This is a genomic window from Pedobacter miscanthi (genome assembly GCF_032678605.1).
Taxonomy (GTDB): Bacteria; Bacteroidota; Bacteroidia; order Sphingobacteriales; family Sphingobacteriaceae; genus Pedobacter; species Pedobacter miscanthi_A.
This window is the reverse complement of record NZ_JAVTSU010000022.1, coordinates 1-24,633: the sequence shown is the minus strand read 5'-3', so window position 1 is coordinate 24,633 and position 24,633 is coordinate 1. Positions and strand designations below refer to the sequence as shown.

Below are 24,633 nucleotides of genomic sequence, written 5' to 3'. Positions count from 1 at the left end.
GTATATATACTGATTATCAGAAGTGTAGGCGCAAATTTTACTAAAACAAAAAAGCTTTCCCTTTTGGAGAAAGCTTTTAAAATAAGTTAACTATAAATTATTTTTTTGTTGAATCGCTTTTAGCCGGAGCAGGTGTTGCAGCTGGTTTAGTGCTGTTTAAACCTCCACCTATTGGAGACGGAGCAGGTGTTTTATCTAAACGCTCCTGTATAGCAGAATTTCCAACTGCTGCAGAACCACCACTGGTTTTAGCAATTGTAGTAACAGCAAGAGTTAATACCACAATCAGGGTTAGCAATACCCACGATCCTTTTTCCAAAACATCGCCAGTACGTTGTACACCAAACATGTTACTGGTGCCACCGCCTGTAGCTAAACCTCCACCTTTAGGATTTTGTATTAAAACAAACAAGCCTAAGGCTACACACGCAATAATTAATAAAATGATTAAAAAGGTTACCATGGTAATATTATATTTTTTAAAATTTCTTTTCTATAGATTGGATAAGGTCGGCAAAGTAACGGCTTTTTTCCGGATATTTCAAACTTAATTTTTTATAAGTATCTATGGCTTTGTGATAAAGCATCTGTTCGATATAAATTTTGGCTAAAGTCTCCGAAACAAGGTCGTAATTATCTTCTGCGCTCCTCTTTGCCTTGTTTTCATTGTCGATCTGCTCTGGCTTGGGCGGCTTAATTGTTGGGTCTTCTTTCAAAAAGCGTTCAATAATTTCAGCACCTTTAGCATCTTTCACTTCGGCAGCTGGATATTCGGCCAGGTGATCGGCTACCTCGAAAGGGGTTTGAATATGGAAAATATGCTCTACATATTGCTGCTGAAACTCAGCCCGCTCCTGCTGTTGGACGTTTTGAGGCTGTGGCTTTAATGTACCAGGTTTTGTTGGTGCATAAGGCTGAAAAATCTGTTCGTGCTCTTTACGGGTTTTGGCCAGCCACCATAAAAAGGTATAAGGAAGTTTATCGTCGTTATATTGAGAAACAAAATGCTGTTCCGGATCGTCGGGAACTACCGTTTCGACTTTAGGTGCTTCTGTTACCAAATCAGTGCTCATTTTCTGCTCAAAGGCAAAAAAATCAACGGCAGCTACGCTTTCGATAAATGAATCATCTACGGCAGGTAAACCCGTTAAATGATCCGCTCCTGGCAGGTTATCCGGCGTTTCTACTTCAACCGTTTGATTTAGAGGGGCATCAATAGCGTCAATTTCACCAATCTCTTCAAAAACCTCTTGTTCATCACGATTATCTTCAGCAACCGCGGCATTAAACCCGGTTTCGGCAATTTCTTCTTTTAATGGTGCTGGGGTTTCGCTTGTTAGGGTGCTTATCTCTTCAAAAAGTTCTTGTTCATCAGAAATATGTGATGCAGCATTTTCTTGTTGCTCTTCATCAACACCTACAGGCACCATATTTAATACATGGAACAATACATGGCCCTGACCGTATAATGCAGCCTTGGGTACAAATGATGCATTAGCCTTTGCCAGTAATAAATGAATGGGTTGTGAATATGGAAATTGCTGCGCCATTTCCTGTAACATGGACGCATGCTCTGGCCTAACCTTTCCAGGTTGCGCAAGTAAATCTGCCAGTAGCTTTTTGTTATCCATTATCGAGGTTTGCCGCTAAGTTAAAAAAATGTAGACGGGTTTTTAAAATTTTGTCTCTTACAATCCTGCTTTATTTACCATTGCGCAAAGGCACGGTTAAAAATATCTTCTGATAATTGTTTGTTAATGTTCTCAATAGCACCGGGTAACAGGGTTTGAATTGGCGCACCATTTATAGGAAAATCGAAAAATTTGGTGAAGCTTTCTTCAAAACTTTCTTTTTCGTGTTCTTTCAAGTTGTTTTTATACTTTACAGAAACGGTTATGGTTAACCTGTTTGCGCCCGATGTAGGTGTAGCGCTGTTTTGAAGGGCAACGGGTTTGATATCGTAACCGGTTATTTTGCCTTCAAATGAGGCATCTCCCTCGCCTGTTGGAGAAATAATCAGTTTGGTTTGGTTACGGATACGGGTTTTTAACGACTCGGTAATCTGGTTACTTAATGTAGGCACTACAAGTGGTGCATTATTCTCAAATACACGAACAACCACTGTTTTTAACCCTGTTGTAGAAGCCCCGCTAAATTTATATGAGCAGGCACTTAATACTGAAGTAAGCAGGATTAAGGCAAATATTTTAATTTTCATCATTATCGAAAATGGTTTCTAAAATTATAGGAAACGTAATTTAGCTCAGAATTGTTGTTATTGAATAAATTATAAATTTAATTCCTTAATCTTCCTGTACAGTGTACGTTCTGATATACCAAGTTCCTGCGCCGCAAATTTGCGCTTGCCTTTATGCTTTTTTAGTGCTTTTTTAATCAGATCAGATTCCTTATCAACCAGCGACAACGATTCTTCAACCTCTTCTGCCTCGTGTGCAAAATAATCGGTATTATTATTATTGTTTACGTTATTATTTGCCTGTGTAGGATGTTGTATTGTAAAAGCGTGCTCCTGTCCTGCCGGAAGCTCCACATCACGATACAATTGATTGATGTACTGCGGATTATCAGCCAAAACGGTAGCCGTATTACCACCATGCTGAATAATTTCTGCAACCAGTTTTTTAAGTTCAACCATGTCTTTCTTCATATCAAAAAGCACCTTATACAAAATATCGCGCTCTGTAAAGTCTTCTTTTGATTGAGAATTGATGGTCATGGGCAGGTTACTACCAGCCTCGTTAGGAATATAGTTTAAAATGGCCTGTCCGGTAACATTACGGTCTTTTTCTAATACACAAATCTGCTCAGCAATATTTTTTAACTGACGCACATTTCCCGGCCAGCTATAATTGGTTAAAATCTGAATGGCATCTGGCTCAAGGTGTAATGCCGGACTACGGTATTTATCGCTAAAATCGGCAGAAAACTTCCTGAACAATAAATAAATATCTTCTTTACGTTCTTGCAGCGCTGGTATGCGCAACGGAACTGTATTTAACCTGTAATATAAATCCTCGCGGAATTTTCCGTTTTTAACACGGTTATATACATCTACGTTGGTGGCAGCAATAATACGAACATCTGTTTTCTGAACTTTAGATGAACCTACGCGTAAATATTCGCCACTTTCTAAAATACGCAATAAACGCGCCTGTGTGCCTAAAGGCAACTCAGCAACCTCATCTAAAAAAATGGTACCGCCGTTAGCCACTTCGAAATAACCTTTCCGGGCTTCGTGGGCACCGGTAAAAGATCCTTTTTCGTGACCGAAAAGTTCCGAATCTATGGTTCCTTCGGGGATAGCGCCACAGTTTACGGCAATAAAAGCACCGTGTTTACGGGCGCTCATTTGATGGATAATTTGCGAGAAAACCTCTTTACCGCTACCACTTTCGCCGGTAATCAATACCGACATATCGGTTGGTGCTACCTGGCTTGCAATATCTATGGCACGGTTAAGCAAAGGCGAATTGCCAATAATACCGAACCGTTGTTTAATATTTTGTGTATCCATTCTTTAGATCTGAGTATTGAGATTTGAGATATTAGACCTTACACCCTTTACCTTCTACCCTCAACCATTTTTAAACTATTTTACCGATCAGTGTGGCCGAAGTACATTTTTCGATCAGCACATTGGCATATTCGCCAGGTTTAACGCCTTCAATTGCAGGAAAAATGGCCATCGCTCCACTATCTCCTCTTCCGCAATAATCAAGATCGGATTTTTTTGAAGTGCCTTCAATTAAAACACGAACAGTTTTACCCACCCACTCTTGCAAACGCATTAATGAATGTGCCTGTTGTTTGGCCAGAATTTCGGCTAAACGGCGTTTTTTTACATCCTCAGGAATATCATCTTCCAGTTTACGGGCAGCTAAAGTCCCCGGTCTTTCTGAGTAGGTGAAGTTATAAGCAAAATCGTATTCCACATAATCCATCATACTCAGCGTTTCTTCGTGTTCCTCTTCTGTTTCGGTACAGAAACCCGCGATAATATCGGTAGAAATTGCACAACCCGGAATAATGTTCCGGATGGCATCAATGCGGTTAATATACCATTCGCGGGTATAAGTCCTGTTCATCAGTTCCAAGATACGGGTATTTCCTGATTGAACGGGCAGGTGGATATAATTACAGATGTTATCGTATTTGGCAATGGTATATAAAACCTCGTCAGTAATATCTTTTGGGTGCGAAGTAGAGAAACGCACCCTTAAATCAGGACTAACCAAAGCAGTTTGCGCTAAAAGTTTTGCAAAATTTACCGTTTCGGTACCGTCTTCTGAAGTCCAGGTATAAGAATCTACGTTCTGCCCCAAAAGCGTCACTTCGCGGTAACCTGCTTCGAACAATCCTTTTGCTTCTTCAATAATCGAATGGGCATCGCGGCTACGTTCGCGGCCACGGGTAAAAGGCACCACACAGAAAGAACACATGTTATTGCAACCACGGGTGATGGAAATAAAAGCGGTAATTCCGTTGCTGTTTAAACGCACCGGGCTAATATCTGCATAGGTTTCTTCGCGGGATAATAACACGTTTACTGCCTTATGTCCACTTTCTACCTGTTCAATTAAATTAGGCAGGTCGCGGTAAGCATCAGGCCCAACCACCACATCAACCAAACGTTCTTCTTCTAAAAATTTAGATTTTAAGCGCTCGGCCATACAGCCCAATACCCCCACAATTAGTTTCGGGTTACGGCGTTTTTCTACCCCAAACTGCGATAACCGGTTTCTTACCCTGGTTTCGGCATTTTCGCGGATAGAGCAGGTGTTAATGAAGATCACATCTGCCTGATGATAATCCCCGGTGGTTTCAAATCCTGTTTCTGAAAGAATAGAAGCAACAATCTCGCTATCAGCAAAATTCATGGCGCAACCATAACTTTCGATGTATAATTTACGGGCATCGGCTTTTACTGGTGCATCTAAAATTAAAGCTTCACCTTGCCTGGCCTCATCGTGCGTCTTATCTGGAACTTGTAAATCAATCATTATTTAAAAACTTTTGGGGATTGCAAAAATACATAAATTTAATTAAAAGTGACAATTTGACATATTTTGTTTAAATGTTTACAGTGGGATTATGATCCTGCAATCATTCACATCAATTGCGAGGCACGAAGCAATCTTACCACTATGGATTATAGTAATCCTTTTAAGATTTGTATTTATGAAGATGAATAAAAAGTTTTTGGAAATGTATGGTTCAGCGCTTGTGGCGAGCTTCAGCCCCGCTATCCCTGCTGCCGACAGAAAAAACCGGCATTCGTCCTATCGGGTTTAGCAACAAGAGGTAGTTATCAAACGCCGGCACAGCAACAAAATTTTAGCAACAACCTGCCAACTAGCCCCTGGCAAAGCGGTACCCTGCAGGCCAGGAGGAACGACGGCCAAAGTGTACAAGCGAAGCAAAGGAACAAATGATGTTTCTTGTACTGCCCCCCTGCGCTCCAAAAACACTTTAAAAATATCCATCTTTGGCCTTTCTACTTTGGTCTTCCGTTTTTTATCAAAAAACCTTTCGCGCTCCCATCTGTTACCTATCGATAAGCCATCCCTCTTATGAATACGCAGCGTAAAAACAAAATCTGGACCTGGATAGGAAGTATCCTTGGTATACTGGTATTAATTATTGCCTTTGGCGCCATGTTTTTAAGTGCCCGCTGGAAACCCATTCTCACAGAAAAAATAAAAGACGGTGTTTATAATGGCTCCCATCATTTGTACCGCATTGATTTTAAAAGCATTAACCTTAATGTAATTACAGGTAGCTTGGCACTACGTGATGTAACTTTAACACCAGATACTTCAGTTTTCGACAGTTTAAAGAAAAAACAACTGGCGCCTGCCCATACTTTCGAACTTAAACTAAAGAAACTACAGATTACAAGGGTTGGGATATTAACGGCCTATTTTAAAAAACGTGTAGATGTAAGCGAAATCCTTTTGCAGCAACCCTCTATTAATATGGTTTTTAATAAGGTGAGCAAAAAACCTGATACGGTGAAAGACGAAAAATCACTTTATGAGCAGATTTCGAAAGCCTTTAAATCAGTACGTATTAGAAGTATTAAAATTGTAGATGCCGATTTCGATTACATTAATAAAACAGCTGCTAAAAAGACCAAAAACTCCATTAAACACCTTGATATTACGGTTAATGATTTTTTACTGGATTCGCTTTCTGGAAACGATACTACCCGTTTCTATTATACTAAAGATATTTCTTTTCAACTCGCGGGTTATAAATCAGTTACTAAAGACAAAATGTACTCGATGAAGGTTGATACGATTAAAGGCTCTGCCGCATCGAAAAAGATAACGGTTAAAGGTTTTAAACTGACACCATTGTACGATGAGCTGACTTTTGCCCGTAAATACAAGATCCAGAAGGACCGCTACAATTTGGCATTCAAAAAAATAGAGTTTAACGGGGTAGATTTTATCGGCTTAAATACCGACCAGAAACTGCATGCAAAATCGTTAAGGATCGGCCCGGCCAATGTTGAAGTATTTATGAGTCGCGAATCGCCTCCGCCTCCGGGTTTTGATAAAGGCCAAAATTTTCCACACATGGCGCTTAAAAGGTTAAATATCCCGATGCTGATTGATACGGTGAAGTTAAGAAGCGTAAACGTAAAATATTCGGAGTTTAACCCTGCCAGCAAAAAAATCGGCTCGGTTGATTTTAAGGCGCTAACCGGGAATATTTTAAATGTAACCAACGATAGCCTGCAGCTCACCAAAAAGAACCATGCAATAGCTGATTTAAACACACTTTTAATGGGCGCAGGAGAACTGAATGTGAAAATCGATTTTAACCTTACGGATCATAATGGCGCCTTTACCTACAGTGGGAATATGGGCAAATTTGACCTTAAAAACTTAAATCCACTCTCAAAATCATTGGGACTGATAGAAATTGAAAGCGGCGATATACAGCACATCGATTTTAAGGCAAACGGAAATTTAAGATCGGCAACAGGATCGATGAACATGTTATACACCAATTTGAAGGTAAAGCTGTTATCGGATAACATTGATGGTGAAGGCACCAAAGAAAAAGGGTTTTTATCTTTTCTGGCCAATACCATCCTGGTTAAAAATGAAAATCCGAAGCAGGGAGAAGCCCCAAGAACGGCAAACATGACCAATAACCGGATTAATTCGGCTTCGTTTTTTAACCTGATGTGGAAAACGGTTTTTGTAGGCATAAAAGATATTGTTGGGGTTGGCATTGTACCTGAAAAGAACCCGGTAAAGCAACAAAAAGTGATCGCAAAAAAAATAAGGGAACAAAAACGTGCAGACCGGAAAGCCGCCAGAAAGGCGCGAAGAGAAAAAAATTAGCAGCACATTTCTAAAATATAGCCGATAACCGTATATTGCTGATAAAACACAGCCTCCCCCTTTTTAATGCCTGATACTAAGAGACACCGTTATAAAGCTTTTAAATGGATAGCGGGCATATTGCTCGGTATTTTTATTGTACTTGCCGGTTTAGCATGGTTTCTGAACGTAAAATCGCGGCCAATACTAACAGACAGGATAAAAACACTGCTTTATAAATCAACTGATAGTTTATATTCTATAAGCTTTACCCAGGTTTCTACCAATATTATTACGGGCAATGCCACTCTACAAAATGTAAAAATTACACCCGATACCAATCGTTTTAAACAACTTATTGCTTTAAAAAGGGCGCCAAACAACCTTTATACTGTTTCGCTAAAAAAACTGGTGGTCAGGCATTTTCATCCTTTAACCTTATATCGCGAAAAAAAGCTCCAGCTTGAAGAGATCATTTTTGATAAACCAGAGGTAACCATGGTTAACCAGCAATTTGCCTTTAATGAGGGGCGTGCGCCAAGGCCAATTAAATCGCCTTATGATATCATCTCCAAAAACCTGAAGGAGTTTAGCATCAAAACCATTCGTTTTAGAGATGTGAGTTTTAAATACATTAACAAAAACGTTCCCAATTCCATTCCCTTTGATATTGACGACCTCAACATTACGTTAACGGATTTGCTGGTTGATTCTACCTCTGCTGATGATCCAAACCGTTTTTACCTGCTTAAGGATATTGTAATCAACCTGAATAACTATGTATATCATACGCCAGATAAAATGTACGACATTAAACTGGACAAATTGGATTTTAGGGCCACAACAGGCAAATTGAGGATTAATAGTTTTGCATTGGTTCCGCTTTACGATGAAATGAACTTTGGTAAAGTTGCTGGTTATGCCCGCGAGCGGTTTGATATCGGCATGAGGGATATCTTGCTGAACGGGATTGACTTACCCCTTTACATTAGCAAACAAGAGCTTTGGGCAAAGGAAATGGCCATTTCTAATGGTTTTATTTCCGTTTTTAATCAAAATGGGATCAAAAGCAAACCACAGGAAAATAAAATCGGGAAATTCCCACACCAGCTTTTACAATTGCTTAAGGCGCCAATATTGGTGCAAAAAATCCAGCTGAAAGATGTAAATATTAATTATGCGGTTTATAACAGTGCAAGTAACCAGCGGGGGCGGATTAGTTTTGAAAATACTTCAGGGATTATAAAAAATGCCACCAACCTCGATAAAATAAAGGCCATAAATCCCATTATGGAGGTTAGCCTGAATACTTACCTTTTTGGACAGGGAAAACTCGATTTAAATTTCAAATTTAACCTTAGGGCTAAAGATGGTGAATTTTCTTACAACGGGGTTTTGCATAATTTTAATGCACGGGTTTTAAACCAGATTACCAAACCACTCGGCCTGGTACGCATTAACCGCGGCAGCGTTGATAAATTGAAATTCGATTTTAAAGCGAATGATTTAGGCGCAAAAGGAACGGTTGCTTTTTCTTATTACGATCTTTCTGTGGCGCTGATGAAAAACGACCCCACAAAAGATCATCTGGTTACAAGAGGTTTCCTCTCCTTTTTAGCCAATGCACTCATCATTAAATCCGAAAATCCTGGGGCCGATGGCAAATTGCTTGCCGTAGCTGTTAATTACAGCAGGCCATCAAATACTTCATTTTTTAACCTGATCTGGAGGAGTCTTTTTACAGGCATAAAATACAGTATCGGCATTACCGAAGAAAAACAAAAAGAAGTACGCCAGCACATTGCTAACTTTAAAGCTATGCGTGCCAGTCATAATTTAAGGAAACAAAAACGATTAGAGCGCCGTTTGAAAAAAGAGCGCGAAGAAAATGAAAAACGCTAGCTTTTGTAAGCTTTTCTTATATTTATTGTTTAAACCCTAAATCTAAATTATGATCATCGTTATTATTATTATTGTAGTTGTACTCCTAATTGGCGTTTTTTTCTACAACTCGCTAATTGCGAAAAAAAATCAGGTTACCAACTCCTTCTCGGCTATAGATGTAATGCTTAAAAAACGTTTTGATCTTATTCCGAACCTTGTAGAAGTAGTAAAACAATATACCACTTACGAACAAGGTACATTGACTAAGATTGTTGAGCTGAGGGCAAAAGCAACCTCAGGAACTGTAAGCACTGCAGAAAAGGCAGAACTGGATGCTCAATTGAGTAGCAGTGTGAAAGGCTTAATGGTAAATGTAGAAAATTATCCCGATTTAAAAGCCAATACCAACTTTATCAACCTGCAAACTACCTGGACAGAAAGTGAAGAACAGATTGCAGCAGCAAGAAGAACTTACAATTCATCGGTAACAGATTATAACAATTCGATTATGATGTTTCCGGGTAGGTTATTTGCCGGAATGTTAAACTATCAGCCTATTGCTGTATTAGAAACCACTACAGAAGAACGGAAAAATATAAGCGCTAAAGAACTTTTCAACAATTAATGCTTTTAAATACTGAAAACAATGCCGCACTACAGCAAGTTTTGGCTGCATTGGAAGGGCAACGAAAAAACATTGCCTCAGGACAGAAAAAAGGCTACTTGATTATTGCAGGCGGAATAGCCATACTAATTCTTGCCTGCGTTTTGGGTTTTCCTATTCCCGGTTTTATTGGCGTTTTAGCTTTAGGCATATTTGGAGGGGTAAAACTTTCTAATGCTTATTCTGAACAGCGTTTTTATAGCGATAAGTACAAGCGTGACGTGATTGGCACTGCACTTAAATTTCTAGATCCCAGCCTTACCCTTGAACCCAATAAGGGCATTGGCGAAAATGAGTTTAGGCATTGCCAGCTTTTTAACTCCGATCCTGATCGTTATAAAACGGAAGATTTAGTGATGGGAAGGGCTGGTAAAACAGGTTTTTACTTTGCAGAAGTACACGCTGAATATAAAACGGTTGAACGTACAAAAGATGGAACCAGAACCGAGTGGCACGAAATTTTTAAAGGAATTATTTTTGTAGCTGATTTTAATAAAAACTTTAACGGCATCACCATCGTAAGGCCAAAAGATTTTGGTGCCGCTTTTGGTGCGTGGTTTTCAAAAAACCTGTTTTCAATCGGAAGCAATGATGTAGTTAAACTGGAGAATACCGATTTTGATAAAACGTTTGTAACCTACGGCTCAAACCAGGTTGAAGCGAGGTATATCCTTACCCCAGCAATGATGGAGAGGATTTTAAACCTTAATCAACAGTCGAAATATACCATCAGTTTATCGTTTATTGAATCAAGAATGTACATCGGTTTCCCACTTCAAAGAAATTATTTTGAAGCCCCTGTTTTTAAATCATTGCTTGATCCTGCAATTATTGATGAAGATATTACTGCAATTAAATTTATGTACGATATTGTTAAAGAGCTTGACCTGAATACGAGAATTTGGGGGAAGGAATAAGCTGTTGGCCAACTTGCGAAGCTGGGCCCTGGCCTATCCCTGTGAAAACTTTGCAAGTTTAACCAGCCATAAGTAAGTGCCCACGCTTAGACTTTCTCTATGGCAGATGCCATTAAATTCCGTGAGCCTTGCGGCTAACTCAAGTGTTTTTTTACAATTTCTTCCAATGCGGCAATATCAAAAGGTTTCGATAAATAACTATCTGCACCAGCCTCATCGGCTAATGAAGAGATATCATTATTGGCTGAAAAATAGATTACAGGGATATGTTTTAAATCAGGATGGTTTTTTAATGCCTTTGTAGCCTGTATACCTCCCAAATCAGGCAGCCAGTTATCCATAAAAATCAGGTCGGGCATGTATTCTGCCACCTGTTTTTCTATATTATTGGCATTTTCAGATGTTTTGATCTCGTACCCGGCATCTTCCAAAATAAATGTACATAGATCAAGGATATCCCTGTTATCATCAAAAACAAATACTTTTTTCGCAACTGTCATATTAACCTCCGAAAGCAAATTAATTATTTAAATTATTTATAAAATCAGCCATACCATAACTATTCAATATCATATGCGGTTTTACATTAAGTACCGCTTGCTGGGGCATATACGGCATTATGGCTGTATTTGGATTTTGTATAACCACTTTACCCCCATAATTGTTTACAATTTTTAATCCTTCTACCCCATCCGCATTAGATCCGGAAAGCAAAACACACACTACATGCTCCTTAAACACCTCAGCTGCTGATTGAAAGGTAACATCGATAGATGGTCTGGAATAATTTACTTTTTCCGAATAATCTAAAGATATGCTGTGGTTATCTTCTATCAGCATGTGGTAATCTGCCGGGGCTATAAAAACTTTTCCGGCTGTTAACAATTCTTTTTCTTCTGCCTCACTTACTTTTAATGCGGTACGGCTTTGCAATAAATCGGTTAAAAGCGATTCGTTGCTGGCCTTGCGGTGAACAATCACTACAATTGGAAAACTGATATCACTCCGTAGTGCAGGAAAAATTTCGAGGAGCACATCTAAACTGCCGGCAGAGCCACCAATAATTAATGCAGAGCAAGGTATAGAATTTACAGTTTCCGCCATATTTTCTCCATTTTTACCCTTTTGTACTCTTTGGCTTTCGGCCAAAACTCTAAACTCTCTTTACTACCCAGGGCAAGATAGCCCAATTTTTCGATGCTTCCATCAAACAGGTTAAATACTTTATGCTGAAGCTCTTTATCGAAGTAAATAAGTACGTTTCTACACAAAATAAGCTGAAACTCGTTAAAAGAATGATCAGAAACGAGGTTATGGGTAGAAAAAATCATCTTAGTATTTAAACTCTCATCAAATTTCGCCAACGAATAATTTGCGGTATAATAGGTAGAAAAATCTTTCAAACCACCCGATTGCAGGTAATTTTCAGAATACTGCTTTAAATAGTTTAGCGGAAACATTCCTTTTTTTGCCTTATCTAAAACAGAAGGATTAATATCGGTAGCATAAATAAGCGATTTGCCTAGCAGGTTAAGTTCTTTTAAAACGATGGCAAGCGAATAAGCTTCTTCTCCGGTAGAGCAGCCTGCAACCCAGATCCTGATAAAAGGGTAAGTGCCCAAAACAGGAAGCACATCATGCCGCAAAGCCTTATAAAAAGAAGGATCGCGGAACATCTCGGTCACATTAACGGTAATTTCCTCCAAAAATCGTTTAAAATACTGTTTATCTGATTTTATGGTGTAACGGAATTCGGCAAAACTCACAAAATTATCAAGGGCGTAAAGGCGGGTAATCCTTCGTTTTATTGATGCGTGCGAATACTCCAGAAAATCGTAACCGTGAGTTTCCAAAACATCATTTAACAGGAGTTCAACCTGATCGTTATCTATCGCATCACTTATCACCTGCTATTTTGTAAAATTTTCTATCTGTAACAATAATTCATCAACATTTATCGGTTTCGAAACATAACCCGAGGCTCCGGCAGATAAGCAACGTTCCTTATCGCCAACCATAGCCTGTGCAGTTACAGCCAATACAGGTATATTCTGCATTTTAGCCGATTTTTTCATGGCAGCAATGGCCTGGTAACCATCCATATCGGGCATCATCATATCCATTAAAACAATGGAAACATCATGTTTTTCCATAATGGAAAAACCTTCCTGGGCACTTATAGCAGATAAACAATCAAAACCTTTGGCCTTTAAAACAGCTTTTAAAGCAAAAATGTTTCGGTTATCATCATCAATTATGAGAATTAATTTTTGAGGCATATTTTAATAAAAATGGGTTATGATTTATGGTGGTTTTCGTAAAGCCAAACACGTAATAACGAAATCAGCTGGTCCATATCTACAGGTTTGCTGATGTAATCAGAAGCACCCGCAGCAATGCATTTTTCCCTGTCGCCCATCATGGCTTTGGCAGTAACCGCCAAAACAGGCAGGTTCCGGTATTTAATATCTTGTCTGATGGCCGTTGTGGTTTCGTAACCATCGAGTTCGGGCATCATCATATCCATTAAAACCACATCAACTTCCGGGTTTTCATTCAATAATTTTAGGGCTTCTTTACCATCAGTAGCAGCGATTACCTTCATTTGGTGCTGCTCGAGCATTTTGGTTAAAGAGAAAATATTGCGTACATCATCATCAGCAACCAAAACGGTTTTACCTACCAATACATCCTGCAATTCGGAGAATTTTTTAGGGGCCTTATTTTTTTCCTTGCTCTTTTCTTCCACCAGGTGCAAAAATAAACCGGCTTCGTCTAAAATACGCTGATAAGAATGCGCTGTTTTTACCACAATAGAATCTGCGTATTGTTTAATCCGGTTCTCCTCTCCTTTTGAAAGATTTTTACCAGTAAAGATAATAATCGGAAGGTTTTCCAGTCCGGGAGTTTTCTTTACCACCTCCAGGGTTTCGTAAGCATGTTTATCCGGAATGCCCATGTCCAGAATCACGCAGTTAACCTCAGGTTTGTGCAATGCCGAAACACTTTCGTTTACCTGGTTAACAATTTCCGTCTGGATATTGAAGTTGCTTAAAAAGTAACTTAACGCTTTGGCATGTTGCTCGTTTTCTTCAACAATGAGCACTTTTTTAGGGTGACGGCTTAAGGCATGTTCCAGTTTCGAAAATATCTCCTGCATGTGCTCAAAAGCAAATGGTTTGTTGATAAAATCTACCGCACCTTTTAACAAACTCTCTTTTTTAACCTGTAACGACGACATAATATGTACCGGAATCGGGCGGGTAGAAGGATCTGATTTGAGTTCTTCCATTACCTGCCAGCCATCTTTAACCGGTAACTGGATATCGAGTAAAATGGCAAGTGGTTTAAATGTTTTGGCCATTTCAATCCCCACATCGCCACGAACAGCAACCAAACCTTTGTAATTCCGTTTGCGGGTAAAATCTAAAAGTGTTTTGGCAAAAGGGGTATCATCTTCTACAATCAAAATTACCTTATCATCCGGCTGGATGTTATCACGGTCGTCTTCGATTTCCTGTGGAATATTATCAACGGTTAAGTGGCTTACTTTTTTGATAACAGGCTCAGCGGGGGCAATCACAACAGGTTTATCGAAATTGGCAATAACGCCATCAAAACCTTTGTTTTTATCAATAGGCAATGTTAAAGTAAAAATACTTCCTTCGCCTTCTGTACTTTTTAAATCAATATAACCGCCCAATAATTTGGCAAGCTCCCTACTGATGGAAAGGCCTAAACCTGTACCCCCGAATTTACGACGGGTAGATCCATCGGCCTGCTGGAAAGCCTCGAATACCATACCTTGTTTCTCTGGCGCAATACCCACACCTGTATCGGTAACTTTAAATACAAGGGCACCCAGTTTCTCGTTTTTGCTAATATTCAGGGTTACAGAACCAACAGTTGTAAATTTAATGGCATTTGATAACAGGTTTTTAATAATCTGCTCTAACCGCATTTTATCGGTATGGAAAAACTCAGGTACTTCGGCCGATTTATCGATCACAAAATTGAGGTTCCGCTCTTTTGCCAATGGATTAAATAACGATCGCATGTTGAAAACGATGTCGTCAACCTTAATGTTCATCCTATCCAATTCCATTTTACCCGCTTCAATTTTAGAAAGATCTAAAATCTCATCAATTAAGCTTAACAAACCCTGGCCAGAGCTTTGGATCACTTCTGCATATTCCTGATGTTCGCGGTCCATCGCTTCATTTTCGGCCATTAAACGCGATAACAGCAAGATGGAATTAAGCGGTGTTCTCAGCTCGTGAGACATGTTGGCCAAAAACTCCGATTTATATCTTGTGCTGAGTTCTAAAGCTTCTGCTTTTTGCTGTATTTCGATATTTCTTTCTTCAATAAGCTCATTTTTCTCCTCCAGCAAACTACTTCTTTCTTCAAGCTCCTGGTTGCTTTGCAACAGTTCTTCCTGTTGTACCCGCAATTCTTCTTCGCTGGCCTGAAGTTTCTGTGCCTGCGCCTCCAGCTCTGCATTTAATCCCTCCAGTTCGTTATGCTGAACCTGTAACTCTTCTGATTGAGCCTGGGTTTCTTCCAGCAACTGCTGCAGTTTCTGCCTGTTTTGCGCACCTAATAATGCGGTGCCGATATCAGATAATACGAGGTTTAAAAAATGAAGTTGCAGATCGCTGTATTTACCAATGGTTCCCAGCTCCAGGCCGCCAATAGAAATTTCGTTTCTTATAATCGGCAGCACAATCAACTGCGCAGGTTTAATACTACCGGTAGCATGTGTAATGGATAATTCATTTTGAGGTACATCATCCAATAAAATAGATTTGCCTGTTTTTACCACCTGCCCGATTAGCCCTTGTCCAATTTCCAAAGTTTCTGTCAGGTTTTGCCCTTTTAAGGCATATTGACCTTTTAAATGCAGGTATCCATCGTCTTTAAATAAATATAAAGCACCAATCTGGCTTTTGGTATAATTGGCTAAAAATTCGATTATATCTTCTGCTAAATGGAAAACATCTTTTTCGCCAACCATATTTACATTTAAGTTAGCCACACCCGTTTGTATCCACTCATTTTCTTCCAAAGTATCAAATGATTTTTTCAAAGATGACGACATGGTATTTAACGATTCGGAGAGTTCGCCAATATCATCCTGGGTTTGGCTATCGAGTTTTACGCCATAGTTACCATTAGAAATCTGATGTGCAATTTCTTTAATGGCCACAATGCGTTTTTCCATTTCATACTTTTTATCCTCAATCTCTTTCTGAAGTTTAACCCGTTCATCAAAATCGATTGATACTTTCCGATAAAAAAACAGGGTAATGAGTATGGCCAGAACGGCAGCAATTAAAATCAGGATTGGTGTATAGGCCGTAAGTTTATTAAGATCAGCGGTACGGCTTTCGAGCAATCTTTTTTCCTCTTTAACCATCCGGTTAACCACATCACGGGCTTGGTCCATATAGGTTTTACCCTCAAGAAGTACCGTGGGGTCTATCTGTCCGCCTAAGGATTTAATTTCTATTGTTGAGGTGATGATATTTAACCTTCGGGCGAGTATATTTCTGAGTTCTGCAACATTTTTTTGCTGAAGGGCATTATCTTTAGTTTGCGTCTCAATCCGGTTAAGCGTTGCCATAGCGGTATCCGTTGATCCGTAGTAGGGCTGCAAAAAGATTTTATTCCCGGTTAAAAGGTAGCCCCGTTGACCGGTTTCGGCATCCTTTAAAGTAGAAAGTACACTTTCACTATTCAGAATTACTTCATCACTGTGTTTTACCAGTTCGGTACTTTTAATCAGGTTGCTAATGCTTATGTACGAAGCCAGTGAACTGATAAACAGAATAATTAGCGATAAGCCGAGGCCCAAACGTAAATTATTTTTAAGAGTTGTTTTCATTATATTAACTAAGGATAATTAGATCTGGTTTTTAAGGATTTCTTCTTCGGTGATGGGAACGATAAAGTAGAATTCCGATCCTTCATCAGGCACACTGTTTACGCCGATTGTACCACCATGCCGGTTAATAATTTCGGAACAGATGTATAAACCGATGCCCAGGCCATTAAAACGGTTGCTGTTTTCTTCTACCCGGTAAAATTTATCGAATATTTTATGTTGCTGCTCTTTAGAAATGCCGATCCCAAAATCTTTCACGGCCAGGTAGAGTTTTTCATCTTTAATATTGATGGTAACATTTACCTGGTTGGTGCCTGGGGCATATTTAATGGCATTGGTTATAAAATTGATCACCACCTGTTCGAGGCGCATTTCATCGCCAAAAATCATTTCATCTGTTTTGCCGAGTTTGGTGATTTTAAAATCAGGATTAGCATGCTGTAACATTTCGATGGCGTTGTTTACCATGTTATCAGCACAGAAGCTTTTCATATTAAACTTCATCTTACCGCTTTCTATTTTAGAAATGTCAAGCAGATCAACAATCAGTTCGTTTAATTTTTCGAGCTGGATACTGGCTTTTTCGAGGTGGTTTTGCGCCATGGTTTTATCATCCCTGTTCAAACTCCTTTGCAGCAATTGGATGTAGCCCTTTACACTGGTTAAAGGGGTTTTTAATTCGTGGCTGGCAATACTGATAAATTCGTCCTTTTTATGTTCGGCCTGCTTTCGGAATTCGATTTCCTCCAGCAGTTTTTCCTGTACTTCGTTCAGCTTTCTGTTCTGTTCGTAAATGCGGTAAAATGTTTTTATTTTGAGCAATAAAACATTAATATCAACAGGTTTGGTAATATAATCGAGCCCACCGCTCAGATAGCCTTTTGTAATAAATTTCAACTCGGTATTTACGGCCGAAAGAAAAATAATGGCGGTATCTTTTGCCTTACTGAAACCCGAAATGGCCTCTGCCACTTCGAAGCCATCCATATCAGGCATTTGTACATCGAGAATAATCAGGACGTAATTATTTTTAAGAACTTTTTTCAGCGCTTCTTCGCCGGATGATGCGGTATCAACCTCAAAATTGTGTGCCTGGAGTACTTTCTGTAACGAGATCAGGTTTTCGGGCCTGTCATCAACTATAAGGATCATCTTTATTAAAACAAATAAGAAGCCGGGATAATTATGTTTGGTTTTGAGAAAAAATTCTCATTAACTGTAAACAAACAACAGTGTTTTAAAAAAGTTTTAATTTTTTATAAATTATTTGAATTAAAGGTATCGCCCTGCTTAATGTCGCCAGTTTCGAAACCTTTTTTAAACCAATACATGCGTTGTGCAGAAGTACCATGAGTAAAAGAATCAGGCTGTACATCACCTGTAGCCTGTTTTTGCAGCTTATCATCACCAATGGCATTGGCAGCATTAAGTGCTTCTTCTATATCGCCTTCGTCTAATTTAAAATCTTTAAGGTTTTGTGCATTGTGTGCCCAAATGCCGGCAAAGAAATCGGCCTGGAGCTCTAATTTAACAGATAAACGGTTATACTCTTTTTCACTCACCTGCCCGCGGGCCTGATCAAGTTTTTCTGATATGCCCAATAAATTCTGTACGTGGTGACCAACTTCATGTGCAATTACATAAGCCTGCGCAAAATCGCCTGCAGCACCAAAACGGTTTTTTAACTCATCATAAAAGGAAAGGTCGATATATACTTTACGATCGCCAGGGCAATAAAACGGGCCAACATTAGCGCTGGCATTGCCACACGCAGTTTGAACGGCATTACGGAACAACCTTAATTTTGGATATTCGTATTGTTTGCCCATGGCCTGAAATTCTTTATCCCAAACCTGCTCGGTAGATTCTAAAACCCCCGAAACAAACTGTGCCTGTGGATCGTTGGCGGGCACACCTTGTTTTACTTCTTCGGTACCGGTTGTTGCCGGAATCTGGCTGACCACACCTGTTAAATCTTTCCCAAAAATTAATCCGAGTACTACAATGATAATACCGATGCCACCACCTAAAACGGTTCTGCCACCGCCCCCGCTTCTGCCATCTTCTACATTATTACTGCCTTTACCAAACCACTGCATAGTTTTTTTATTTAATGTATAACCTTTAATTTGGGACAATTGTTGCACTAAAGTATAAATTATTTTGATGGATTTATTCTTTTGGGGTGTGGCAAAAAAATTGGTTACTATCAAAAGCATTGGTTAATTTTAAATATACCTAGGCATACAGTAGTAATTTAACCAAGTTTGATTATGATTAACACTTTGGAAGTACTTAAACATGGGGAAAGATTAATTTCGGCAATAGAAAACCCGCCGACAACGAGAGACTTATCTTTTAATCATGCGGTAACTCCAGCATTTGATATGCTCCTCGTTCAAAGTCCAAACGGTAATTATGTACTAATTATTTATATGAGAATAAAAATAATTATGCAGATCGTGTTAATCAATATTGGAGCTTCATAGACAAAGATAGCTTTGAGAAAAATTTCAAGGAAAAGATAAATAAAAAGTGGAGTGTATCAAATATTAAGATATTATCTAGTCTGGGTAGTAGAAAAACTATTTCATTAGAATTCAGATTTTCACTTAATAAAATTAACATATTTACTTATAATCACTGGACATTAAATGTGGTGAAATTAAGAAAAGATGAATGGGCACAAAGCTTTGTTACAAGCAGTTTAAGAACGGGCAATTTTGATACAAATGATTTTGATTATGTTAAAAAAAGTGCCTCGACTTATGAAAGGAGTGCAGTTCATGAATTTGGACACATGTTAGGATTAAACGACGAATACAACTCGGGAGTTTATGTTTCAGATCTAAATCTATAATGAACTCAGGTGAAACGATAAAACAGAGGCACCGGGCTATATATATGCCATGGTTAAATAAAACATTAAGAGAAAAAAACATCCACTAATCATGAAAGCAAAAATATTCTACATTATAATTTTATTCCTGAATATGTCTTGTCACCAAAATAAAGATAAAACAATGGCATCTGATAAAAACATAAATATTTCCTTTAATACACAATGGGACTAGCTAAAAAATGTAAAGGACAGCAAAAATGAGAAAGAACAGGTTATCAAGTTTATAAAATCAATACATGAAAAAGGTTATGGAATTGCCAATCCAACCTATGTTAACGATAATGGAAAAACAATTCCCCTAACCCGCATTTTTGACGAGAAAAAGCCTGAATTGTTAAAAAACATTAGTATTGAGATATTAGATAGAAAGGGAATAAACGCGAACGAAACATTCAGCAACTGGAATCCTGTTGATTATAAGTCTGCTTTGTTATTTCTACAAGAATAACTGTAGCTATTTTATGCAAGAAAACAGAATTAAATTAAGAAAGAGGTGGTATCATAAAGATAATTCCAGTTCAACATGACAAATCCATATTTATGATACCACCTCTTTACTTACAAAATATATTAACTGTTAAAAACAGTAATTGCTTTTTCAATTCTTGCTTGGGTTTCTGCTACACCCAATAATAAAGCAATATCAAAAACGCCAGGTCCAAATTTACCGCCCACCAGCATAATGCGGAAAGGCAACATCAATTCGCCGGGTTTAAATCCATTTTCTTCGGCCAAATTTTTAAAGGCAGCTTCAGCACTCAGGGCATCAGTCAAAGTTAAATTTTCGGCAAAAACATTAAAAAACGTTGCTTTTTCTGCTGTCCATTTTGGTTTAACCGAGTTTACATCATATTCTGCCGGCGAAGCAAAAAAGTAACTGCTTTGGGCCACGAAGTCAGGCAATAAAGTACACCGGTCTTTAATTAAGTCGATAACTGTATTTAAAAAGGTATCGTCGCTAACTTCTATACCGGCTTTTTCCAGTTCAGCTTTAACGCCAGGTGCCAGGCGCTCGGCACTTTGCGATTTAATCCACTCATGGTTATACCATTTTGCTTTTTCGAAATCGAATTTAGCACCAGCTTTACTGATTCTTTCTATAGCAAATTTTTCTTCAAGTTCTTTTAACGAAAATAATTCCTGATCGGTACCATCATTCCAACCTAAAAGGGCCAGCATATTAATAAAGGCTTCGGGCATAAAACCCATTTCTTTAAAGCCTTTGGTTACATCGCCAGTTTTAGGATCAGCCCAGTTCATGGCATAAACCGGAAAACCTAAACGATCGCCATCGCGTTTGCTTAATTTTCCATGTCCATCTGGTTTTAAGATCAAAGGCAAATGCGCCCATGCAGGCATATCAGCTTCCCAGCCTAAATATTTCCAAAGTAAAATATGAACAGGTGCTGATGGCAACCATTCTTCTCCCCTAAAGGCGTGAGTAATTTCCATGGCCTTATCATCAACCACTACGGCTAAATGATAGGTTGGCATACCATCTGCTTTTAATAATACTTTATCATCAACCAACGAAGTTTCGAAACTCACATCGCCACGAATTAAATCGTTAAAATGCACGATTTCATCTGCAGGTACTTTAATGCGGACCACATGCGGGGTTTTAGCGGCTAATAAATCTTCTACCTCACTCACCGTTAGGGTTAAAGAGTTCCGCATTTGCATACGCGTGGCCTGTCCGTACTGAAAATTCGGGATTTCTTTACGTTTGGCATCCAATTCCTCCGGGGTATCGAAAGCATAATAGGCATAACCATCGCTAATGAGTTGCTCGGCAAATTTGCCATAACTTGGCTTACGCTCGCTCTGGCGATAAGGGCCATAAGCACCTGGTTTGTTCGGACTTTCATCGGGTGTAATGCCACACCAATCTAAACAATTCACAATATATTCTTCAGCACCTTCTACAAACCGGTTCTGATCGGTATCCTCTACACGAAGCACGAACGTTCCGTTATTTTTTTTGGCAAACAAATAATTGAACAAAGCAGTGCGCACACCGCCTAAATGCAAACCTCCGGTTGGGCTTGGGGCAAATCTTACTCTAACTTTTTTATCCATAATTGGGTTGTTGAGCGATTGGCGTTAGGCGTTGGGCGATTAAACGCTTACCGCACTGCGCAAAACGCAAGACGTTGCAAAGATATGTTTTTCATTCATTTTATACTGTTTTGATGTATGATGAAGCTATTATGCTTTCTGAATGATTGCCTTAAGGTTTATGAAAAAGCATAATGGTTTTGTGTTTTTTTCGTTTTGTTATTGTAATTTGCCTAGCTAAAGCATGAACCCTTATCAAAAGAAACGCCGCTGGAAGTTTTTTCTTCTCATTTTTGCCATCCTAATTGGCATTGCATCAGTATTTTACACCGATTCTTTTGTAAAAAAAATGGAACGCGAAGAGGCCGACCAGTTTCACCTTTGGGTACGAATTCAGGAAAGGGCCATGTTTCTTTACGATAACGACGATTATCGTGATGTAGTGGAAACAGTTAGAAAAAACACAAAAACTCCGGTGATCATGACCGATTCTGCCGGAATTATTACCTCGTTCAATGGTTTAGACAGTAACAAAACTAACTATCCAATTTCCGATCCTAAGCTTACTTACGATAGTTTGTACTTTGTTCGTCAACTGAAGCAGATGAAAGCACAACATCCGCCCGATCAAATGAATATTTTTGGCCGGAAATTTAAAGCTTATTACCGCGATTCTTTCATTTTAACACAGTTGAGGTATTTCCCTTACATTCAAATGGGGGTAATTTTTCTCTTCCTGTTAACGGCTTATGCTGCATTTAGTTCGGCACGGCGAGATGAACAGGACCATGTTTGGGTAGGTTTGGCCAAAGAAACGGCACATCAATTAGGCACGCCCATATCATCACTTATGGCCTGGACGGAGTTAATGAAATCTAAATTCGATGCAGAGGACGATCCTTTGATTGCGGAAATGGAAAATGATATTAAACGGTTAGAGATTATTACCGACCGTTTCTCGAAAATTGGTTCTAAACCCATACTCGAAGATCATACGGTTTATATTGTGATCAGCGATTTTATCCGGTATTTTAAAGTCCGCACTTCGGATAAGGTTAAATTCAGCATTACCGGTGATGAACAGGTAAGGGCAATGCTTAATGTACCATTGTTTGATTGGGTAATTGAAAACCTGTTAAAAAATGCCGCCAACGCCATCGAAAATGAAGGTTCTATCTCAATCAATATCATCGAAAACCTGGCCAAAGAGCAGGTATTTATTGATGTGAGCGATACCGGAAAAGGCATTCCAAGATCTAAATTTGATGCGGTTTTTCAACCAGGATATACCACCCGTAAACGTGGCTGGGGCCTCGGTTTATCATTAACCAAACGTATTGTGGAAAATTACCATAGCGGCGAAATTTTTGTAAAAGAATCTGAGCTGGGCAAAGGCACCACCTTTAGAATAATATTAAAAAGCAGTTTAAGATATGAACCGACCACAGCCTAACGAGTATCCGATTTGGGGTGAAGCCTACATCAGTAAAGTTGACAGAGAAATTTTTGAAATTTTAAACGATCAGGTACAAAGCTTACCTGCTTTATTTAGGGCAAATGCGGATAAAGCCGATTATGCTTACGCAGAAGGCAAATGGACGCTTAAGGAAATGCTGGGTCATATTATCGATACGGAACGTGTATTTGCTTACCGCATAACCTGTTTTGCCAGAAATGAGCAACAACATCTGCCTGGTTTTGAGGAAGATGAATATGTACGGAACGCCCGCTTTGCCGAACGTGAGCTGGAAGATTTAATAGAAGAATTTATCGCATTGCGTAAAGCCAATTTATTTCTTTTTAAATCTTTAAATGTAGAAGAACTGGAAAGAAAAGGAATTGCTTCGGGCAGGGAAATTAATGTAAAATCTATTCTGTTTATTGTTGGCGGACATATTATCCACCATGTTTCCATTTTAAAAGAACGTTATCATGTGGTTTAAAGATTTTACCGTAGACGATTTAAATAACCGCCCAAAAAACCATTTAGGGGCTTTGCTTGATATCCGGTTTACCGAAATTGGCGAAGATTTTATTACAGGAACCATGCCTGTTGATGAACGCACACACCAACCTGCCGGCATATTACACGGAGGTGCCTCGGTGGTGTTAGCTGAAACATTGGGCAGTATTGCTTCTTATATGTGCATTGATCCGGAAAAATATGTAGCCGTAGGCTTAGAAGTTAATGCGAACCATTTGCGCCCGGTAAAAAGCGGACTGGTAAAGGGCATTTGTAAACCTTTGCATATTGGCGCCAAAACACAGGTATGGGAAATTAAGATTTACGATGAACGCGGAAAAATGAACTGTGTTAGCCGTTTAACCGTAGCGATTATTAATAAGCCGCAATAGAAAAGAAACTTAGCTTCGATGTGGTGTGAGATGTTACCATCTGACACCACAAAAAAAGCCAGGTTTTAACAACGACTGTGTTATTAAACCTGACTTCTCTCTATTCCAATCAAATGGTAACATCCAACGGCACAATTTCTCTAATCTTTAAAACGATTTGTTGTTATCCAGCCATTTCTTTTCTACCAGGTAAGAAACGATAAGCCCTAACCCACCGAAGATACCAATGCAGCCAAAATAGACGGCTACAGCCTGTCCTTCTTCACCATGCGCCATATTACTGCCAAACATAGACCTTACAATAAACAGGGCCACTAACAAGCCTATGCCCAAACCAACCAATAATAAACCGAACTTTAAGCTTAAAAATGGTTTTGGAGTTGCCTTATGAATTCCAGGATCGATTCCCCTTTCGATCATTGCCATTTTCTCCTTATTTGATAAATAGCGTATTCCAAATACCATTGCGAATGCACCTAAAAAAAGTGAGATGGGGACTAATATACCTTCCATGATTATATTTTTTTAATTTGTAAATATTTAATTGTCTCTTGAACCGTGTTCTGTGCATTATGACTACATGCTTTTTAATCAGGTTACACCTGATA

21 protein-coding genes are annotated in these 24,633 nt (G+C 39.0%); 7 read left to right on the top strand and 14 right to left on the bottom strand.

Features of this window, described 5'->3' with window-relative positions:
• Positions 1-97: 97 nt before the first annotated feature.
• The 5 genes from secG to miaB form a co-directional block, all read right to left on the bottom strand.
• Positions 98-463 (bottom strand): preprotein translocase subunit SecG, encoded by a 366-nt coding sequence (gene secG, locus R2R28_RS24750; RefSeq protein WP_316828339.1) that lies wholly within the window; start codon positions 461-463, stop codon positions 98-100.
• A 16-nt stretch (positions 464-479) separates the two neighbouring features.
• Positions 480-1,631, bottom strand: coding sequence for a hypothetical protein (locus R2R28_RS24745; protein WP_316828338.1), 1,152 nt, complete (start codon positions 1,629-1,631; stop codon positions 480-482).
• A gap of 74 nt (positions 1,632-1,705) precedes the next feature.
• Entirely contained in the window at positions 1,706-2,221 is a 516-nt protein-coding gene (locus tag R2R28_RS24740; protein WP_316828337.1) for an LptE family protein, read from the bottom strand.
• Positions 2,222-2,287: 66 nt separating this feature from the next.
• Complete coding sequence (locus tag R2R28_RS24735; protein WP_316828336.1) at positions 2,288-3,535, bottom strand: sigma 54-interacting transcriptional regulator; 1,248 nt, start codon at positions 3,533-3,535, stop codon at positions 2,288-2,290.
• A 70-nt stretch (positions 3,536-3,605) separates the two neighbouring features.
• Complete coding sequence (gene miaB, locus R2R28_RS24730; protein WP_316828335.1) at positions 3,606-5,021, bottom strand: tRNA (N6-isopentenyl adenosine(37)-C2)-methylthiotransferase MiaB; 1,416 nt, start codon at positions 5,019-5,021, stop codon at positions 3,606-3,608.
• 570 nt (positions 5,022-5,591) lie between these two features.
• Between miaB and R2R28_RS24725 the strand changes: the two genes are divergently transcribed.
• The 4 genes from R2R28_RS24725 (at position 5,592) to R2R28_RS24710 (ending at position 10,823) form a co-directional block, all read left to right on the top strand.
• Positions 5,592-7,379 (top strand): hypothetical protein, encoded by a 1,788-nt coding sequence (locus R2R28_RS24725; RefSeq protein ID WP_316828334.1) that lies wholly within the window; start codon positions 5,592-5,594, stop codon positions 7,377-7,379.
• Between the two features lie 66 nt (positions 7,380-7,445).
• Positions 7,446-9,260: a hypothetical protein gene (locus R2R28_RS24720; RefSeq protein WP_316828333.1), complete on the top strand. Its 1,815-nt coding sequence runs from the start codon at positions 7,446-7,448 to the stop codon at positions 9,258-9,260.
• 49 nt (positions 9,261-9,309) lie between these two features.
• Positions 9,310-9,867, top strand: a complete 558-nt coding sequence (locus tag R2R28_RS24715; protein WP_316828332.1) for a LemA family protein — start codon at positions 9,310-9,312, stop codon at positions 9,865-9,867.
• Positions 9,867-10,823, top strand: a complete 957-nt coding sequence (locus R2R28_RS24710) for a DUF3137 domain-containing protein (protein WP_316828331.1) — start codon at positions 9,867-9,869, stop codon at positions 10,821-10,823. The genes R2R28_RS24715 and R2R28_RS24710 overlap by 1 nt, the downstream gene beginning before the upstream one ends.
• A 134-nt stretch (positions 10,824-10,957) precedes the next feature.
• Here R2R28_RS24710 and R2R28_RS24705 read toward each other — a convergent pair whose 3' ends face one another.
• From R2R28_RS24705 to gltX, 8 genes are all read right to left on the bottom strand, one after another.
• Positions 10,958-11,323, bottom strand: coding sequence for a response regulator (locus tag R2R28_RS24705; protein ID WP_316828330.1), 366 nt, complete (start codon positions 11,321-11,323; stop codon positions 10,958-10,960).
• A 19-nt stretch (positions 11,324-11,342) separates the two neighbouring features.
• On the bottom strand, positions 11,343-11,927 hold the full coding sequence (locus tag R2R28_RS24700) for a chemotaxis protein CheB (RefSeq protein WP_316828329.1): 585 nt from the start codon (positions 11,925-11,927) through the stop codon (positions 11,343-11,345).
• Complete coding sequence (locus R2R28_RS24695; RefSeq protein WP_316828328.1) at positions 11,912-12,730, bottom strand: protein-glutamate O-methyltransferase CheR; 819 nt, start codon at positions 12,728-12,730, stop codon at positions 11,912-11,914. Before R2R28_RS24695 ends, R2R28_RS24700 begins: the two co-directional genes overlap by 16 nt.
• A gap of 3 nt (positions 12,731-12,733) precedes the next feature.
• Positions 12,734-13,102, bottom strand: a complete 369-nt coding sequence (locus tag R2R28_RS24690) for a two-component system response regulator (protein WP_316828327.1) — start codon at positions 13,100-13,102, stop codon at positions 12,734-12,736.
• Positions 13,103-13,119: 17 nt separating this feature from the next.
• Positions 13,120-16,710 (bottom strand): response regulator, encoded by a 3,591-nt coding sequence (locus tag R2R28_RS24685; RefSeq protein WP_316828326.1) that lies wholly within the window; start codon positions 16,708-16,710, stop codon positions 13,120-13,122.
• 18 nt (positions 16,711-16,728) lie between these two features.
• Positions 16,729-17,862, bottom strand: a complete 1,134-nt coding sequence (locus tag R2R28_RS24680) for a hybrid sensor histidine kinase/response regulator (protein WP_316828325.1) — start codon at positions 17,860-17,862, stop codon at positions 16,729-16,731.
• A 104-nt stretch (positions 17,863-17,966) separates the two neighbouring features.
• On the bottom strand, positions 17,967-18,809 hold the full coding sequence (locus R2R28_RS24675) for a neutral zinc metallopeptidase (protein WP_316828324.1): 843 nt from the start codon (positions 18,807-18,809) through the stop codon (positions 17,967-17,969).
• 1,373 nt (positions 18,810-20,182) lie between these two features.
• On the bottom strand, positions 20,183-21,691 hold the full coding sequence (gene gltX / locus R2R28_RS24670; RefSeq protein WP_316828323.1) for a glutamate--tRNA ligase: 1,509 nt from the start codon (positions 21,689-21,691) through the stop codon (positions 20,183-20,185).
• Positions 21,692-21,914: 223 nt separating this feature from the next.
• Here gltX and R2R28_RS24665 point away from each other — a divergent pair, with 223 nt between their 5' ends.
• The 3 genes from R2R28_RS24665 to R2R28_RS24655 are packed head-to-tail and all read left to right on the top strand — an operon-like array spanning position 21,915 to position 24,025.
• Positions 21,915-23,123, top strand: coding sequence for a HAMP domain-containing sensor histidine kinase (locus R2R28_RS24665; protein ID WP_316828322.1), 1,209 nt, complete (start codon positions 21,915-21,917; stop codon positions 23,121-23,123).
• On the top strand, positions 23,104-23,613 hold the full coding sequence (locus tag R2R28_RS24660) for a DinB family protein (protein ID WP_316828321.1): 510 nt from the start codon (positions 23,104-23,106) through the stop codon (positions 23,611-23,613). Before R2R28_RS24665 ends, R2R28_RS24660 begins: the two co-directional genes overlap by 20 nt.
• Complete coding sequence (locus tag R2R28_RS24655; RefSeq protein ID WP_316828320.1) at positions 23,603-24,025, top strand: hotdog fold thioesterase; 423 nt, start codon at positions 23,603-23,605, stop codon at positions 24,023-24,025. The genes R2R28_RS24660 and R2R28_RS24655 overlap by 11 nt, the downstream gene beginning before the upstream one ends.
• A 147-nt stretch (positions 24,026-24,172) precedes the next feature.
• On the opposite strand, the gene R2R28_RS24650 is transcribed toward R2R28_RS24655, so the two are convergent.
• A complete protein-coding gene (locus R2R28_RS24650) occupies positions 24,173-24,538 on the bottom strand; it encodes a DUF6249 domain-containing protein (RefSeq protein WP_316828319.1) in 366 nt (121 codons plus the stop codon).
• Positions 24,539-24,633 lie beyond the last annotated feature (95 nt).

What these genes read in the sequence shown, in the direction of transcription:
- secG (WP_316828339.1), bottom strand. Translation starts at nt 463, where the DNA reads ATGGTAACCTTTTTAATCATTTTATTAATTATTGCGTGTGTAGCCTTA.
- R2R28_RS24745 (WP_316828338.1), bottom strand. Translation starts at nt 1,631, where the DNA reads ATGGATAACAAAAAGCTACTGGCAGATTTACTTGCGCAACCTGGAAAG.
- R2R28_RS24740 (WP_316828337.1), bottom strand. Translation starts at nt 2,221, where the DNA reads ATGATGAAAATTAAAATATTTGCCTTAATCCTGCTTACTTCAGTATTA.
- R2R28_RS24735 (WP_316828336.1), bottom strand. Translation starts at nt 3,535, where the DNA reads ATGGATACACAAAATATTAAACAACGGTTCGGTATTATTGGCAATTCG.
- miaB (WP_316828335.1), bottom strand. Translation starts at nt 5,021, where the DNA reads ATGATTGATTTACAAGTTCCAGATAAGACGCACGATGAGGCCAGGCAA.
- R2R28_RS24725 (WP_316828334.1), top strand. Translation starts at nt 5,592, where the DNA reads ATGAATACGCAGCGTAAAAACAAAATCTGGACCTGGATAGGAAGTATC.
- R2R28_RS24720 (WP_316828333.1), top strand. Translation starts at nt 7,446, where the DNA reads ATGCCTGATACTAAGAGACACCGTTATAAAGCTTTTAAATGGATAGCG.
- R2R28_RS24715 (WP_316828332.1), top strand. Translation starts at nt 9,310, where the DNA reads ATGATCATCGTTATTATTATTATTGTAGTTGTACTCCTAATTGGCGTT.
- R2R28_RS24710 (WP_316828331.1), top strand. Translation starts at nt 9,867, where the DNA reads ATGCTTTTAAATACTGAAAACAATGCCGCACTACAGCAAGTTTTGGCT.
- R2R28_RS24705 (WP_316828330.1), bottom strand. Translation starts at nt 11,323, where the DNA reads ATGACAGTTGCGAAAAAAGTATTTGTTTTTGATGATAACAGGGATATC.
- R2R28_RS24700 (WP_316828329.1), bottom strand. Translation starts at nt 11,927, where the DNA reads ATGGCGGAAACTGTAAATTCTATACCTTGCTCTGCATTAATTATTGGT.
- R2R28_RS24690 (WP_316828327.1), bottom strand. Translation starts at nt 13,102, where the DNA reads ATGCCTCAAAAATTAATTCTCATAATTGATGATGATAACCGAAACATT.
- R2R28_RS24685 (WP_316828326.1), bottom strand. Translation starts at nt 16,710, where the DNA reads ATGAAAACAACTCTTAAAAATAATTTACGTTTGGGCCTCGGCTTATCG.
- R2R28_RS24680 (WP_316828325.1), bottom strand. Translation starts at nt 17,862, where the DNA reads ATGATCCTTATAGTTGATGACAGGCCCGAAAACCTGATCTCGTTACAG.
- R2R28_RS24675 (WP_316828324.1), bottom strand. Translation starts at nt 18,809, where the DNA reads ATGCAGTGGTTTGGTAAAGGCAGTAATAATGTAGAAGATGGCAGAAGC.
- gltX (WP_316828323.1), bottom strand. Translation starts at nt 21,691, where the DNA reads ATGGATAAAAAAGTTAGAGTAAGATTTGCCCCAAGCCCAACCGGAGGT.
- R2R28_RS24665 (WP_316828322.1), top strand. Translation starts at nt 21,915, where the DNA reads ATGAACCCTTATCAAAAGAAACGCCGCTGGAAGTTTTTTCTTCTCATT.
- R2R28_RS24660 (WP_316828321.1), top strand. Translation starts at nt 23,104, where the DNA reads ATGAACCGACCACAGCCTAACGAGTATCCGATTTGGGGTGAAGCCTAC.
- R2R28_RS24655 (WP_316828320.1), top strand. Translation starts at nt 23,603, where the DNA reads ATGTGGTTTAAAGATTTTACCGTAGACGATTTAAATAACCGCCCAAAA.
- R2R28_RS24650 (WP_316828319.1), bottom strand. Translation starts at nt 24,538, where the DNA reads ATGGAAGGTATATTAGTCCCCATCTCACTTTTTTTAGGTGCATTCGCA.